The organism is Paenibacillus lupini (assembly GCF_011761355.1).
Classification (GTDB): Bacteria; Bacillota; Bacilli; order Paenibacillales; family Paenibacillaceae; genus Pristimantibacillus; species Pristimantibacillus lupini.
Genome location: NZ_JAASRW010000002.1, coordinates 882,361 through 897,478, shown reverse-complemented (window position 1 = coordinate 897,478; position 15,118 = coordinate 882,361). Strand labels below are relative to the sequence as shown.

At 44.1% G+C, this 15,118-nt stretch carries 14 protein-coding genes and 1 rRNA gene; 2 read left to right on the top strand and 13 right to left on the bottom strand.

Features of this window, described 5'->3' with window-relative positions:
- From FHS17_RS09600 to FHS17_RS09585, 4 genes are all read right to left on the bottom strand, one after another.
- Positions 1 to 571: ribosomal RNA gene (locus FHS17_RS09600) — 16S ribosomal RNA — on the bottom strand; the annotation flags it as partial.
- Positions 572 to 941: 370 nt separating this feature from the next.
- A complete protein-coding gene (locus tag FHS17_RS09595) occupies positions 942 to 2,027 on the bottom strand; it encodes a GerAB/ArcD/ProY family transporter (RefSeq protein WP_167278152.1) in 1,086 nt (361 codons plus the stop codon).
- Positions 2,027 to 3,190, bottom strand: a complete 1,164-nt coding sequence (locus FHS17_RS09590) for a Ger(x)C family spore germination protein (RefSeq protein WP_167278151.1) — start codon at positions 3,188 to 3,190, stop codon at positions 2,027 to 2,029. Before FHS17_RS09590 ends, FHS17_RS09595 begins: the two co-directional genes overlap by 1 nt.
- Complete coding sequence (locus tag FHS17_RS09585) at positions 3,187 to 4,725, bottom strand: spore germination protein (protein WP_167278150.1); 1,539 nt, start codon at positions 4,723 to 4,725, stop codon at positions 3,187 to 3,189. Before FHS17_RS09585 ends, FHS17_RS09590 begins: the two co-directional genes overlap by 4 nt.
- A 177-nt stretch (positions 4,726 to 4,902) precedes the next feature.
- Here FHS17_RS09585 and FHS17_RS09580 point away from each other — a divergent pair, with 177 nt between their 5' ends.
- Entirely contained in the window at positions 4,903 to 6,198 is a 1,296-nt protein-coding gene (locus FHS17_RS09580; protein WP_167278149.1) for an epoxide hydrolase family protein, read from the top strand.
- A gap of 70 nt (positions 6,199 to 6,268) precedes the next feature.
- Here FHS17_RS09580 and FHS17_RS09575 read toward each other — a convergent pair whose 3' ends face one another.
- On the bottom strand, positions 6,269 to 7,183 hold the full coding sequence (locus FHS17_RS09575; protein WP_208420274.1) for an AraC family transcriptional regulator: 915 nt from the start codon (positions 7,181 to 7,183) through the stop codon (positions 6,269 to 6,271).
- Positions 7,184 to 7,335: 152 nt separating this feature from the next.
- Here FHS17_RS09575 and FHS17_RS09570 point away from each other — a divergent pair, with 152 nt between their 5' ends.
- Positions 7,336 to 8,745: an MFS transporter gene (locus FHS17_RS09570; protein ID WP_167278147.1), complete on the top strand. Its 1,410-nt coding sequence runs from the start codon at positions 7,336 to 7,338 to the stop codon at positions 8,743 to 8,745.
- Positions 8,746 to 8,798: 53 nt separating this feature from the next.
- Here the strand turns inward: FHS17_RS09570 and FHS17_RS09565 are convergent, their stop codons facing one another.
- The 8 genes from FHS17_RS09565 to FHS17_RS09530 form a co-directional block, all read right to left on the bottom strand.
- Positions 8,799 to 9,275, bottom strand: coding sequence for a GNAT family N-acetyltransferase (locus FHS17_RS09565; RefSeq protein WP_167278146.1), 477 nt, complete (start codon positions 9,273 to 9,275; stop codon positions 8,799 to 8,801).
- 122 nt (positions 9,276 to 9,397) lie between these two features.
- A complete protein-coding gene (locus FHS17_RS09560; protein ID WP_167278145.1) occupies positions 9,398 to 10,165 on the bottom strand; it encodes a hypothetical protein in 768 nt (255 codons plus the stop codon).
- A 54-nt stretch (positions 10,166 to 10,219) separates the two neighbouring features.
- Entirely contained in the window at positions 10,220 to 11,581 is a 1,362-nt protein-coding gene (locus tag FHS17_RS09555) for a sensor histidine kinase (RefSeq protein ID WP_167278144.1), read from the bottom strand.
- Positions 11,554 to 12,264 carry a response regulator transcription factor gene (locus tag FHS17_RS09550; RefSeq protein WP_167278143.1) on the bottom strand — a complete coding sequence of 237 codons (711 nt, stop codon included), beginning with the start codon at positions 12,262 to 12,264 and terminating at the stop codon, positions 11,554 to 11,556. Before FHS17_RS09550 ends, FHS17_RS09555 begins: the two co-directional genes overlap by 28 nt.
- A 74-nt stretch (positions 12,265 to 12,338) precedes the next feature.
- Positions 12,339 to 13,136 carry a COG4705 family protein gene (locus FHS17_RS09545; protein ID WP_167278142.1) on the bottom strand — a complete coding sequence of 266 codons (798 nt, stop codon included), beginning with the start codon at positions 13,134 to 13,136 and terminating at the stop codon, positions 12,339 to 12,341.
- A 30-nt stretch (positions 13,137 to 13,166) separates the two neighbouring features.
- The gene (locus FHS17_RS09540) at positions 13,167 to 13,541 is read right to left on the bottom strand and encodes a hypothetical protein (RefSeq protein ID WP_167278141.1); all 375 of its coding nucleotides are present in this window, start codon (positions 13,539 to 13,541) and stop codon (positions 13,167 to 13,169) included.
- Between the two features lie 138 nt (positions 13,542 to 13,679).
- On the bottom strand, positions 13,680 to 14,291 hold the full coding sequence (locus tag FHS17_RS09535; RefSeq protein WP_167278140.1) for a DedA family protein: 612 nt from the start codon (positions 14,289 to 14,291) through the stop codon (positions 13,680 to 13,682).
- A 1-nt stretch (position 14,292) separates the two neighbouring features.
- Complete coding sequence (locus FHS17_RS09530; protein WP_167278139.1) at positions 14,293 to 15,102, bottom strand: undecaprenyl-diphosphate phosphatase; 810 nt, start codon at positions 15,100 to 15,102, stop codon at positions 14,293 to 14,295.
- Positions 15,103 to 15,118: the final 16 nt, after the last annotated feature.

Genomic DNA, 15,118 nt, shown 5'->3' with positions numbered 1-15,118 from the left:
GCCCAATAATTCCGGACAACGCTTGCCCCCTACGTATTACCGCGGCTGCTGGCACGTAGTTAGCCGGGGCTTTCTTCTCAGGTACCGTCACCTTACGAGCAGTTACTCTCGTAAGCGTTCTTCCCTGGCAACAGAGCTTTACGATCCGAAAACCTTCATCACTCACGCGGCGTTGCTCCGTCAGACTTTCGTCCATTGCGGAAGATTCCCTACTGCTGCCTCCCGTAGGAGTCTGGGCCGTGTCTCAGTCCCAGTGTGGCCGATCACCCTCTCAGGTCGGCTACGCATCGTCGCCTTGGTGAGCCGTTACCTCACCAACTAGCTAATGCGCCGCGGGTCCATCCATAAGTGGCAGATTGCTCCGCCTTTCCCGATTCGGCCATGCGACCAATTCGCGTATCCGGTATTAGCATTCGTTTCCGAATGTTATCCCAGTCTTATGGGCAGGTTACCCACGTGTTACTCACCCGTCCGCCGCTAATCTTTTCCCGAAGGAAAAGATCCGCTCGACTTGCATGTATTAGGCACGCCGCCAGCGTTCGTCCTGAGCCAGGATCAAACTCTCCATGAAATGGTTTGTTTGACTTGCTCAAACTTTTATACCGCATTGGAAAACAAGTTTTCCAATCGGCGTTTTGATCAACCTCTAATCGCGGTCGCTCATCGCTGAGTTACTTCGATAGAGATCAATACATCGCTTTTTCCGTTATTTCTAACGGGGCAGTTTTGCTCGTTGTTCAGTTTTCAAAGAACAATTTATTTCACAACGCTGTGTATCTTATCACGTTATGAATTTTAGAGTCAAGCTTTATTTTTCATCGATCATAGTTTCTATCAATCAATGGTGTTCAGCTTTTTCTGTCCAACCACATGTCTCTCTCGGCCGGAAATAGAATATACCACGGTTCATCTAGTAAGTTCAACAGGTAATAATTTACTTATCATAATGCTGCCTTTTTACGAATCACACCAATAATCCATAAGAGTAACGGTATCCCTACAAGATTTACAGGGAATATCACATCATGCCAGACAGACTTGGCGTAATCCATAGTATCCAGTGTGTTTCTTGGCAGCAGTGAAAGAATGAACACAATTGGCGCAATCCACCAAATCGTATGCTTCCATTTTTTAATATGAAATAATTGAGCGGTACCATAACTGGTGATGAACATATAAAGTGACAACTTGATAAAAATACTGATGATCCACAACAGTACAATTAAAACATCAACGTTCTGGATAAATTCCATAACCGAGATATAAGACACTATCGAATAAAGCGGATAAACAAATTTAGCCGGTAAATTCGGTCCAAAGACCATAATTACAATTAAGGTCATCGCTAGAACAGCAATTGAGGCAGCTGCAACTCCTAGTAAAGATGAACTCATAACACGCTTTGGTGTTTTCATAAAAGCTACTAACATGACTACCATAAAGGATTCTGCAAGAAAAGAGGCTGGTGTGAGGCTTCCTTTCAGAATAGGTACAAATCCTGTGTTGGAGTATACCGGTAGCAGTCTTAGCCAATCCCAGTCCTTCACACTAAAGAAAAAGATGAGAATACTGCCTAATGCGGCTACAGGACCAATGATTTCGCCGCTGCGGGCAATACTTTTAAGTCCCCCGCTGCTGGTCGCATATACGACAGCACATAACATGATGAGAATAATACTCCAAAGTGGCGTCGAGCTAAATAAGGTGATGTACACAAAATCCGCGAATTCCCTCAGAATTACACCAGTCACAGTAATCCACATCACAAAGTAAGGGATCAATATGATTTTCCCAAGCCACTTTCCGAGGATCAGTTGACTCGATTGAATAAAGGTCTGTTCCGGATAGAGGAGACTTAGTTTAACAGCAACGAATGTAGTAGCTAAGGCTATCAAAGTTGCGAAGATAATTGAAATCCAAGTGTCTTGTTTAGACATAAATACGGCGGGCGAAAGAGTAAAAATAGCTGTCATCCCAAACTCCATCGTAAAAATAAGCCAAAACAGCTGATAACCGGAGATTTTCATTATTTAATCTCACTTTCTTTATAGAGAAGCGATGGTCCCACTAAACCAACGTATTTCAAGTTGATGTTGACATGGACCGTAACTTCGATGTCTGGAAATATCGTATCCCAGTGTCCTTTGATTTTGTTCCATTCAGCTGGATGTTGACGATTCACAATTTGATTAAATCCCAATACATCGGTGCCAAATTGCTTTTGAACTTTAGTAATCATTTCAAGAACATGCTCGCTCGTCTTCATGTTAATCTCATTCTGAACAAGCTTCAAATTTTGTGATTCGTTTAGGTTGAGATTGGTATTGTTCTCCCCAACATGTCCCGCTCCCGTTAACTCGATCTCTATTTTCACCTTATTAGTTCCTAAAATGCTGCTCTTTACTTTGCTTCCGAAGCTGTTAACAATAATTCCGACACTCCCACCTGCTTCGGGTATTTCTTCAGCTATATCCAAATAAGAAATTCTCTTCAGAATCCACTGTCGATAAGCACCTTCCACAAAGTTCAAATAGCCAACAAGTTTATAGTCATGGTTAAAAATAGCGCGGCCATAAAATAGTATTGTCTTTTGCGGAGAAGCCCCCTGAACGATATCAACGACAGGCAGGGTTGGGCTGCTCCCCTCGTCACTTGAAGCCATCATAAAGTCGAGGTAAGACGTGGATGTCGTCCCTCCAATTGCCCTATGAATTTTGGAGGAAGCAACAGATGGAATTTTCTCCAGAGGATAATGGACCTGCAAAGCTTCCATACCTCTACTTCCCTTAACCACCCAAATGTCTAATCGGATACGATTACCTGGATCTCTTGAAAATCCATCTAGCAGCTCTTTAATTCCATGCTTAGCCAGATCTTCACCAATGTAATAATTCCGCCGATGACCCCGGGTTATAAGCCTGGAAAGCTTTTGCCGCGACTTTTGAATGGCTTCAAGAAGAGTTTTACCGTTACCTGTCTCAACAAAATAAGGCTGTCCATTACTTGCTCCTCCTGAAATCCTCGATGGAATAATAAATTGAGCCGCAGTCAAATAGCTCCCGTCTTCTAACAGATCAGTCGATGCTGCAAGATCAAATGCCCGGTCGGACAGTTCAACACGATCCCAACAACCTGTCGTTATTACGATACAGAGGATTACACCAATAAAAGCTTCCAGGCGATGTTTCATGATACTTCGTCTCCTTCGCCACCTGGTTTTTGACCTTTGGGAATTCGTAACTTATTGCGCTTGGAACCCGATAACGGGAGCGTATTCATAGCCCATCTTGGCGCACGAATTAATACATCCTTTAATTCAGTTCTGGAGAGTGGAGAAATTGGACTTAAATAAGGTACTCCGAATGACTCCAGATTTGTAAGGTGAATATAAAGGAAAATCGTCGCCATCGTCATGCCATATAATCCGAACATCCCTGAGAATATGAGCATCGGAAAACGAAGTACACGAAAAGCAATTCCCATACTGTATCTGGGAGTAATGAGAGAAGCAATTCCTGTAATAGAAACGACTATGACCATCGGAGCTGAAACGATTCCTGCCTCAACGGCTGCTTGTCCAATAACGAGAGCACCTACTATACTGATTGCTGAGCCAGTCGGACGCGGTATCCGAATCCCAGCCTCGCGCAAGCCTTCGAAGAGAAATTCCATCAGCAAGGCTTCAATAACCGCTGGAAAAGGAACTCCCTCACGAGCAGAAGTAATACTAAGCAGAAAATTAGCAGGAAGCAATTGCGGATGAAACGTTGTGATGGCCACGTAAATAGAAGGCAAGAATAATGAACCTATAATCAATATCATTCGAAGCCAACGTATGAGAGTTGCGTATATAAACCGTTCATAATAATCATCGGCTGACTGGAATGCGCTCCAGAAAGAACATGGAACGATTAAGACAAAAGGCGAGCCATCTACGAATATCGCTACTTTTCTTTCCGCAAGATAGGAAGCAACGATATCCGGGCGTTCAGTGTTCTGCACTTGCGGGAATAACGTGAACGGATGATCCTCTATGAATTCCTCGATAAAATTTCCGCCTAGCACGGTATCGATCTGGATGTGGTTGATTCGTTTCCGAACTTCTTCGATAACCGAATCTTTAGCGATGCCCTCCAAGTAAGCGATGACAACTGTTGTTTTGGAAAGATTACCGACCGTTATTGACTCCATTTTAAGCTTTGTACTCTGGATTTTTCTGCGCACCAAGCTTGTGTTCACATTTATGTTTTCTGTGAAGCCTTCTTTTGGTCCCCGTATCGTTATCTCATTGGAGGGCTCTTCAATGCCTCGTTGTTCAAAACCTTTCAAATCTGCAATACAAGCATGGTTTGATTTATCCGATAAAATGACCACCTGAGCAGATAAAATGCCTTCTATTGCGTCATTCATTTTCTCAGTCATTATTGTTTTTGCGATAGAGGCCAGCTGCTGCTCTAATATCAAATGTGGATCGTTCTGCTCCCCCGATTCATATAGAGGAGCTCCTGACATCAAAATTTTGAGCAGCGAGTTATCCAATGTTTTGGCATCAGCCAAACCATCCATGTAAACCAATAAGATATTCAATTGTCCGAAGATTCGAATAGGACGAAAGACAATATCATAGCAGTTTCTAAATGCATCTCTAAGGAGTTGTTCATTCTCATCTAAAGATTTGCTAATGGGAGCATTAATTTCAGATTTAGAGCTTGTTTCCGCAGACATGATACCCCTCCCGCCATTATGAAAATGATTATGCTCATATTTTTCCTTCTCGCGGGAGTTTTAAACGTTCCTTGTTTCAACGGTATTGATGATGAATTAGGTTTCAGCGGAATAATATTTACCTTTTAGATGGAACTTAATGGTACAAAGGATGACTCGAAAGGAACATTACCATCTATGAACAGCAGCAAATACTTTAGCTTTGCAATTCTTCTAGTCCTGTCCCTGGGATTAACGGCCTGCGGCACAAATACCATAGTCGTTAACGGGAAACCACAAGGTACCTCTCAACCTACCGCAACGAACGCCATTCGTCCGTTTCAAGTGAGTATTCCAGAAGCTGAACTTACTGAGCTCCGTAAGCGTATCAACGAAACCAAATGGCCTGACCGGGAGACTGTCCTGGATCAATCTCAAGGCACGCAGCTAGAAACAATGCAGGAGCTCGCACGTTATTGGGCAAATGATTATGACTGGCGCAAATTTGAAGCAAAGCTAAACACCTACCCACAGTTCATCACGAATATCGATGGTCTGGACATTCACTTTATTCACGTTCGTTCAAAGCATAAAGGTGCTCTGCCGATTATTCTTACTCATGGATGGCCTGGTTCTTTTATTGAGATGATGAAGATTATTGACCCACTTACTAATCCCACAGCCTATGGTGGTAAAGCTTCAGATGCCTTTGATGTTGTGATTCCATCCATGCCTGGATATGGATTCTCGGAAAAACCAACCACGACTGGCTGGGGCCCCGACCGTATTGCACGTGCATGGATAGAGCTGATGAAACGTCTTGGCTACACGAAATATGTAGCACAAGGAGGAGATTGGGGAGCGATCATAACGGACTTGATGGCTGTACAAAAGCCCGAAGGACTGATCGGTATTCACTCCAATATGCCAGGTACAGTTCCAGCAGATGTCGAAAAGGCACTACAGTCCGGCGGTCCAATGCCATCAGGTCTCACCGCTGACGAGAAACGCGCTTATGAACAGCTCGATTTCTTTTTCAAGCATCTTGGATATGGCGATATGATGGGAAGGCGTCCGCAAACACTTACCGGACTGGCCGACTCGCCAGTTGGATTAGCAGCCTTCATGCTTGATCATGATGCTAAGAGTTTAGCTATGATCTCCAAAGCGTTTGCCGGCAAACAGGAAGGACTATCGCGAGACGATGTCCTCGATAACATCACGCTGTATTGGCTAACGAACACCGCGATTTCTTCGGCGCGCCTCTATTGGGAGAACAAGTATCCCTTCTTTGGCGTCAAAGGTGTCTCGATACCAACGGCAGTAAGCGTCTTCCCTGACGAGCTTTATGAAGCACCAAAAAGCTGGGCAGAGCAGGCTTATCCTAAACTCTTCTATTACAACGTGCTCGATAAAGGTGGCCATTTCGCAGCGTGGGAACAACCTGTGTTATTCACGAATGAACTCCGTGCGGCATTCAAGTCTTTACGCTGATTCTAAACAAAACAAATAAAGTGCCTGGCATTGATTTAGACAATGCCAGGCACTTTTTTGTATAACGCACTTAACTATCCTCAAATCCCCATACGCTTGATGATTTACGCATCATCTTCATATCCTGCAGAGGAGGCTGGCCAAAGAGCCTTCGGTATTCCCGATTGAATTGGGAAGGACTTTCATAGCCAACAGTCATTGCGGCCATCGTTGCCCCTACGGGACCACTTAACATCAGCCGCCTGGCTTCTTGAAGCCGAAGCTGCTTTTGATACTGTAAAGGTCCCATAGTTGTAATCGCTTTGAATTTGTGATGCAGGCCAGAGGTACTCAAATTGCAGGACTTTGCCAACTCCTCAACGGTAAAAGAACGTGTGTAGTTTTCTTGAATCCATTGGATTGCCTTACCAACTCCATCTGCCCTTTGATCAAACAACATCTTTTGCATAAATAAATGTCCATAATCACCTGACAGCAAGTTAAATATCATTTCCTTTTTGAGCAGCTCGGACATATATCGAACCTGATTGGGCTTGTCCATTAGCTTCATTAAACGGTAAAAGATATCGAGCAGATCAGCATCCGATTTGCCAATGAATGCTCCGGCACTCGGATTTTTCTCCTTTGGCTCCGTAAGGATCTCTGCCTCCATGACGACAGAAGCAATTTCTTGCGTAGTAAAATCGATTCGCAGCCCAATATACGGGGATTGTTCTGCAGTCCCTACGACTTGGCCAGAAGCCGGAATATCAATTAGCGATGCCAAGTAATCTCCCGCTCCATAATGAAAAATGTCTTGGCCAAGATATAGCTTCTTCGCCCCTTGAAGGATTAGACAAAAGGACGGGGTTAATACACCTGGACTACGAAAGGTATCGTGACAGCGTCTGACAATAGAAAGAAACGGTACGATGGTTGGCGTCCTTCCTTCTGTCAAGGTAATCCGATCCGTCATGGTAATAAGTTGATTTAGCTGTTCCAACATTCCTTTCATCACTCCCGTCTTGTTTCTTGATTATATACATCATTTTGCAGCTTTAGGCAACTTTTAAGCAGGAACGATCTACTTCTTTACGCTGATTCCATCCATAATGTTTCTCAGAACCACTATCTTTCATTATGGAAAGGAACATGTAAATGCATCAGTCCAAATGGATTATTCTAACCATTATTATTGCATGCCAACTAATTGTTGTGCTTGATGCTTCTATTATGGTGACAGCAATTCCTCAAATCGGCCGCTCGCTTCATATGTCGACAACCAGCTCGACCTGGGTTCAAAACAGCTACATTTTAGCGTTTGGCGGTTTCTTGTTGCTTGGTGCTCGGGCTGGAGATCTATTAGGGCGGAGAAGAATGCTTGGTATAGGCATAGGGTTATTTTCGCTGACCTCTCTACTGGCCGGGCTTGCTCCAACAGCTGAATTTCTGCTAATCTCCCGTGCTTTCCAAGGCTTTGCGGCTGCATTAGCAACACCTGCTGCACTGGCTTTACTGTCAGCAAGCTTTGTTGAAGCCAAGGAACGTGCCAGAGCAATTGCGATGTATAGTGCCGTTTCAGCTGCCGGCGGCAGTATTGGTCTTATTCTTGGTGGATTTTTCACCGATTTTATATCGTGGCGTCTCGGGATGTTTATTAATGTTCCTATTGGGATCGCTCTGCTGTATTTGGTACAGAAGTTTATCCAGAAAACAACTATTCGAACAGGGCGGTTTGATCTATGGGGTGCGCTCACATCTGTCATTGGCATGACGGGGTTAGTATATGGCTTTGTTCAAGCTGCAGATTACGGTTGGGGGAAGCCTGAAACATGGATTCCACTTACAGCAGGTATTGTTCTATTAACAGCATTCGTTCTTACTGAAGCTCGAGCTGCTGAGCCAATCATCCCGCTCCGATTGTTTGCAAGCCGCCACCGGTCGGGAGCTTATCTAGGACGATTTCTGATGGTAGGCGGGAATTTTTCACTCTTTTTCTTTATCCCTCAATATTTGCAGAACGTCGCCCACTTCAGCTCATTTGAAGCAGGTCTCGCCTTCCTGCCATTTACGGTCGCCCAATTCGGGATGATGTACCTGATGCATGGGCTCGTACAGCGTTTTGGAAACATTAAAGTTCTGATGGCTGGTTTAATAATCGCAATCATTGGTACACTGTTGCTCAGTCGAAACATTTCCGTACAAGGTCATTTCTTCCCTGAAATGTTCATCCTTCTCGCGATTATGGGTATTGGCGCCGGAATGGTATTTCAGCCGCTCACAGCAATGGGACTTACCGATGTCGAGCCTCAAGATACGGGTGCAGCTTCGGGTCTCATTAATGTCGCACATCAAAGTGGTGCATCGTTAGGTTTGGCTGTTCTCATAACTGTATTTAATCAATCAAGCCATACAGATCAACCTTCCAGCTTACAATTTGCCCATGCTATATCAACTTCCTTGTTAGGGTCCGTTGTATTTATTATTGCCGCACTTGCTGCGACTCTTCTCTGCATACTTCCAGCACGGCAAACTAGTCGAAAACAAACATTACAAGTGGATAAATAAAACTAAAAATCATCAGTGAGCATAAAAAAAGCCCCAATTGGGGCTTTTTTCTATTAGTTATATGTCATCCAAACCGTGTTTCCAACAACCTCGAACTGCTGTTTAAACCAAAAGTTTTGTGATTTATCAAGCGAGTATACATATATCCGTTTATTCGGATATTTAGCTTTCAGCCAATTCATGAAAAACGCTGCATACCCTCTTCCTTCATGCTCCTTCAGCACATCTAATACTTCAATAAATACAAAGTTGGTTTCATTCTTAATCTCAATATAGAAATCCCTCTGCAAATACCTTTCATCCGGGTGAAAATAATCCTTCTCCGCCTTCTGAATTAACTGGTTGCCTTGTGCGTATTCTCGGATGACGCCATATCCAACCATTTCATCATCATTCTCGATGATATAGATTTCTTCGGTCAATTCCGACGGATCTTTCTGGCTCAATTCTCCTGCATGATATCCTGAGCTTAATTCACCTAACAGGTTTTGCATTTCTTTATCAAATGGTTTAGCAATAATTGAAGGCATTTGTATCTCCCTTTGGCTGTTTCGAATGTCTGTTCCTCATTGCAGAGTATAGCACTACGCAATTGTAGTCAAATCTTTATATTAAAAAAGCTGCCATATCCGGCAGCTTTTCATCATGCAACTTATTGCTTCTTTTCAAAAACGGTCTGAGTCTGATCGACAAAAGTTTCGACATCCTTCATCACTGCTTGTTTTTTCTGGTCTGCCTGCTCTTTGGTAATATCTCCATTAGCTTGAACCTCTGTGATTTTGTCATTCACATCGGACATAAGCGCGTCAATCAACTGCTGGCGGGAAACACCATGATCCTTGGCAATGTCGGCGAATGTTTTACCTGCTTGGACTTCCTTCGCGAACTCCGCTTTGTCAATGCCAATCAGCTCGAAAGCGGCCTGGATATTCATTCCTCCTGAACCATCCTGCTTATCTTGTTCCTTATTAAGCGGCATTGTGAAGATACGCTCCGCTTCCATAGAAGCCTTCTTCTTCACATTCTCCTGCTCCTCAGAAGTAAATTCTTCCGATCCGCGTTTTAAGTTAATGGCTTCAATTATTTCCTGTGTCAGCTCAACAATCAGTGGCTGAAGCTCAATTCCTTTCTCTTTTGCAATATCAGCAAGCGATTCGCCATCTTTCACGGCTTGTTCCAAAGCCGATTGATCCAAGCCAAGCTTCGAAGCTGCAATTTCCTGAACATCCAGCTTAATCCCTTTATCTTGATCCCGCTTCTCGTCTTGACCGCCAACCGAAGTTGATTTCTGTACAGCGGAGCTCTCTTTCTTAAGATCGGCTGTCGCTTTGCCGTTCATGTTGTCCGCCGCATAGGCGGTTACCGGTACAGCGATCGCGATCAATAATGCTGCGCCTGCGATTTTCCAATTTTTCTTCATCGTTAGATCCCATCCTTAGTCAGATTACCGTCCTTATTCCGGAGGCTGCATATATTAAGATAGGCTAACATTCTGAAAAGAATCTGAAAGGTTTGGCAGCGTGACGCGAAATGTTGTCCCCGATTGCGACGTACTCCATACTTCGATCTTAGCACGATGAGCATCCACAATTTGTTTAGCAATCGCAAGTCCAAGGCCAGTGCCCTCCGAACGACGAGTTCGGGCTTTATCCATTCGATAAAATCGTTCAAAAATCCGAGGCAAATGCTCCTCCTCAATGCCAATTCCCGTATCGCTCACGGTAAAGGACGTCTTATAAGGGTTCACATCCAGCGACACCGTAACTTTGCCGCCTTCCCGATTATATTGAATCGCATTCTCGATCAAGATAAGAAGAAGCTGCCTTATACGCACTTCATCTGATTGGATCATTACTTCGTCCATGGCCGCAGTGTCTTCTCCACCATTCCATACTAGCTTCACAGTCCTCGATGCTGCAATCGGCTCAACCTGCTCAATTACTTGGCTAATCGTGTTCCTTAATGAGAAGCGAGTTACTGCCAGTTCAATCCGGCCGCTGTCACTTCGAGCTAGTACAAGCAAATTATCGACAAGCCGGCTCATATGATGAATTTCACGTCCCGACTTCATAAGCACATGACGGTGAAAGTCGGGAAGCTTATTGCTTTCCTCATCCAACACTTCATAGGCGGATTTCAAAATGCTAAGAGGTGTCCGAAGCTCATGCGACGCATCAGAAGTGAACTGTTCCTGTCTGTGGAAAGCTTGCGCAATCGGACCCATTGCTCGTCCCGCCAGAATATAACCAGCAGCCCCACCGGCAGCTAGCAAGAGAAGGGCGAAACCTGCGAACGCCCATCGCAGCTGATTCAATAACGCGGTATCACTTGTCACTTCCTGTGCGACGAGGATCCGATAATCTTTGATCTCACCTGTTGCAATGACTGTCCCTCCAATACGAAAGGTCCGGCCATAAGCTCGAACATTATGAAAGTCGTTGTCCGGTTTCGATAGAAGGCTCGGCAATAAGGCTGCCGTAGGAAACTCCTCACCTGATACACCAAGCTTGCTAGTTGAAGGAGATTCGAAAATAATCTGCCCGTTAGGATCGATCAACCACGCCATTTGATTCAACTGCAAACCGCTTGGAGCAAAAGAAGCGTTGACCTTCCCTTGGCCAACTGAAGAGTCGTACAAGACTTCCCCCTTAGGCGAAGCGAGAAGCTTCTGCAGCTCTGTCTCATATTGACTGCTTAACGCCTTAAGCTGATTATCCTCTGTTGTCGTCAGCATATGCTGCACCATCCACAAGGAGAAGAGCGCAGATATCATCAGAATAATACCAACGGTTAGCGAGAATTCGCGCGTTAGCCGGGTTCGCGTACGTTTGAACATGACTTCTCCCCATCCATCAGCAGCCGATAGCCTGCACCATAGACACTTTGGATACATTTTGACTGGTAATGCCCGTCCATTTTTTTGCGAAGTAATTTAATCGTTGCGTCTACAACGTTCAAAGTCACATCCGATCCGATTCCCCATACATGATCAAGCAATTGCTCCCGTGACAACACTTGGCCTGCATGTCGCATCAAGCAGACAAGTAATTGAAACTCTCGCCGCGTAAGCGCAATTGCTAAGCCTCCCCGTGTTACTTCGAACCGGTTCAAATGTGCTGTTATATCCCCCATGCTTAATGTATCCGACTGATAACCCCGCTCCTGCCGCCTGAATAAAGCAATCAAGCGCGCTTCCAGCTCCTCGAATGCAAAGGGCTTTATCATATAATCATCTGCACCTGCACGCAGCCCTTCCACCCGGTCTTGAACGGCATCTCTTGCCGTCAATAACAGAATGGGGGTATGATCTCCCTTGCTGCGGATCTCCCGCACGAGTTCCATGCCGGTCATCTCGGGCAGCATCCAATCAAGCACATATACGTCATAACGGCTAGCTACAATAGCATCCCTCGCCTGCTGACCATCCTTCATCCAATCGACAACATGATATTGCCGCTTTAGTTGATGCTCGGTTAACTCGCCAAGCGTTTCATCGTCCTCCGCCAGCAAGATGCGCATGATTCTTACCTCCTGTAACTTCATAGAACTTTAATATATCAATAAACTATGAAATTAGCATGAAATGATAAGAGTTATGGATTGGTTACAGAATGTTGCTGTTCCTCTATCTTAGCCGGAGCACCACCTCGAATGAAAACAAGAAGTACGATAATAACGAATAAAATTAAACTCACACTTCCTTTGCCATAACCTGCTCCCCCATCGGCATGCGAAGCAGATAACCAGTCTGCAAACGATGCACCAACAGGCCGCGTCATAATATATGCAAACCAGAAAGCAGCTACTTCTTTCATATTAAACAGCCAATAACCAAGTGCAGGTATTACGAGAACAACACTAAACATAATTCCTGATGATAAATAACCTAAATGCATATTGGAAGCGGTCATGTCACCTGCCGCTGTACCAAGCGCAAACGTAGTCGAAACAGTCAGCCAATAAAAAATTTCTCTTCGGCGGGAATTTATATGATGCACGGATAAAGTTCCCTCTTTTATATACCAGGTAATGAGAACTGCAGAGAGCATCACAGCAAAAAAGATCGTAGATGCCACATAAGGTATTCCCAAGCCAACACGAACAACATCTGCTGCCGTTGTACCAAAAATACTCACCATGATAACAACAAGCCAATATAGACTGGGCACATAACGTCTTGCTTTGAACTGAAGAATCATTGCAGCAACAAAAATTGCCACGCTCAGCGGCAGGGAAATTAAAGGATTTAAACGCTCAAATAAATAATCAGATGCCACTTCCCCCATACCAGTGGTAATGAGCTTCGTAATCCAGAAGTACAAGGTGATTTCTGGCACTTTCACTAACAAATCAGCTGCTTTAGACTGATGTTCAGTTTTGTAGATGTACATAAACTGTCTCCTTACTATTAATCGAATTGATTACGACTTTTCACGAAACAGTCTAACTAAAGCCCATGTAATTATGATTAGGCTAACAATAGTTATCGACTTATATTTCAGGAGCTGAGTACGACGGCTGCTCCCGCTGTGAGATTGGAAATCTTCCAGACCAGATTGACTTACATCTGATTTGGTTATCGAAAAATCAAACTGATCCTGATTGGATTCCTTTAAATGTCGAAACTGAATATTTGCTCTATAATCACCTGACTTCAGCGCAGGAGCATTCTGAATTTCAAGAGTTTGATTCCTTCCAGGTTCGAGAGTAACATCATGTACGGCGATGGCATTTCCTACATGTTTATAACCCCATTCATCTTGACTGGTATTAAAAGCACGGTCCAATTGGTCCAAAAGATCACCTGTTAATACTTCCGGACTGTTATTCGATACTTTGAGATGAATAACCGGCTCAACCCTCAGACGTAAAGCTATAATCATAATGTTCGATTATCAGATTAGAGACTGATGCATGAATCGCTGCTGGCTGTATCATACCCAAGACCTTTTTTTTCTGAATAGCCAGTATACAAGCAATCCGACCAGAAGAACGGCAATGGCATAACTGATAGGATGCATGTAGCTCTCTAATCGATCAGCACTTTCTCCCCACTTATACCCCGCATACGCTAATGCCATATTCCACGGAATGCAGCCTAGAAAGGTATATATGATAAAAGTAGAGAACTTCATCTTCGCAATACCTGCCGGCAGCGAAATAAAAGTTCGGATAAATGGCAGATTCCTTGTAAAAAACACACTTCCCTTACCATAGCGTTCAAACCAACGTTCAGCCTGATCAAGATGCGAGCTTCTGAACAACACATATTTTCCGTAGCGGTTTAACAGCTTTCTCCCGCCTAGCACTCCAACATAGTAGGCCATTACTGAACCTGCAACATTGCCGAGCACCCCCGCAATGGCTACCTCCCGCCATGACATCGAGCCGCTGGCTGCCGCCAATCCACCGCTTAACATAATGACTTCACTTGGAATTGGGATACATGCACTTTCCAACAACATTCCAATAAATATTCCATATAGACCAATCGCATCAACCAATTGAACCCCTATATTTGAGATATACTCGATAATACTTTGCATATCATACCCCCGTTACCAGCAGATAAATGAGAAAAACAGCTGCGAGTATAAATCTGTAATAGGCAAATGGAGCAAGCTTGAATCGTTCCAGGAGCTTCAAGAATGTAATAACGGCAAGTAATGCAACGACAAACGCAACAATAAACCCAGTTATGAAAAATGCAGCATCTGAAGCCGTTAATGTGTCATAGTTCTTTAATAGTTCATATCCGCTTGCAGCTACCATCATTGGGATTGCGATTAAGAATGAAAAGTTTGTAGCTGCTTTGTATTCAACGCCTGACAATAATCCTCCCGCAATCGTTGCTCCAGAGCGCGAGAAGCCCGGCCATAATGCCAAGCATTGAAACAATCCGATATATACCGCTTGTCTATAGGTAATCTGATCAACACCAGTGGATTGAACGGAAGCCTGGCTGCGTTCGCCAATCAGCATAAAGATCCCCCCCAGCACCAATCCTGCGAGCACGGTGTATGCAGAGAATAAATAGGATGTAATAACGGAGTGCAGGGCTAACCCAAGTACCATCGCTGGCAGGCAAGCAAGAATAACATGAATCAAATTTAGTCTGCTATCCTGATCAGGTTGCAGCTTCCCCATACCAAGCAGATTTAATATCCTGCGCCAGTAAATAACAGCAACTGCCAGAATCGCTCCAAGCTGAATAGTAACTTCAAAAGTATCCGCTTTGTCACCAGTAAAGTTTAGTAATTTACCGGTCAAAATCAAATGTCCCGTCGAAGACACGGGAAGAAATTCAGTTAGTCCTTCTACAATTCCCTGTATGACGGCTGTGAATATATTTTGCATAATGCCAAACAACTTC

Coding starts and splice junctions, on each gene's coding strand:
- FHS17_RS09580 (WP_167278149.1), top strand. CDS start 4,903: ATGAACAGCAGCAAATACTTTAGCTTTGCAATTCTTCTAGTCCTGTCC.
- FHS17_RS09575 (WP_208420274.1), bottom strand. CDS start 7,183: ATGTTGGAACAGCTAAATCAACTTATTACCATGACGGATCGGATTACC.
- FHS17_RS09595 (WP_167278152.1), bottom strand. CDS start 2,027: ATGAAAATCTCCGGTTATCAGCTGTTTTGGCTTATTTTTACGATGGAG.
- FHS17_RS09545 (WP_167278142.1), bottom strand. CDS start 13,136: ATGTACATCTACAAAACTGAACATCAGTCTAAAGCAGCTGATTTGTTA.
- FHS17_RS09530 (WP_167278139.1), bottom strand. CDS start 15,102: ATGCAAAATATATTCACAGCCGTCATACAGGGAATTGTAGAAGGACTA.
- FHS17_RS09565 (WP_167278146.1), bottom strand. CDS start 9,275: ATGCCTTCAATTATTGCTAAACCATTTGATAAAGAAATGCAAAACCTG.
- FHS17_RS09570 (WP_167278147.1), top strand. CDS start 7,336: ATGCATCAGTCCAAATGGATTATTCTAACCATTATTATTGCATGCCAA.
- FHS17_RS09550 (WP_167278143.1), bottom strand. CDS start 12,264: ATGCGCATCTTGCTGGCGGAGGACGATGAAACGCTTGGCGAGTTAACC.
- FHS17_RS09535 (WP_167278140.1), bottom strand. CDS start 14,291: ATGCAAAGTATTATCGAGTATATCTCAAATATAGGGGTTCAATTGGTT.
- FHS17_RS09555 (WP_167278144.1), bottom strand. CDS start 11,581: ATGTTCAAACGTACGCGAACCCGGCTAACGCGCGAATTCTCGCTAACC.
- FHS17_RS09560 (WP_167278145.1), bottom strand. CDS start 10,165: ATGAAGAAAAATTGGAAAATCGCAGGCGCAGCATTATTGATCGCGATC.
- FHS17_RS09590 (WP_167278151.1), bottom strand. CDS start 3,190: ATGAAACATCGCCTGGAAGCTTTTATTGGTGTAATCCTCTGTATCGTA.
- FHS17_RS09585 (WP_167278150.1), bottom strand. CDS start 4,725: ATGTCTGCGGAAACAAGCTCTAAATCTGAAATTAATGCTCCCATTAGC.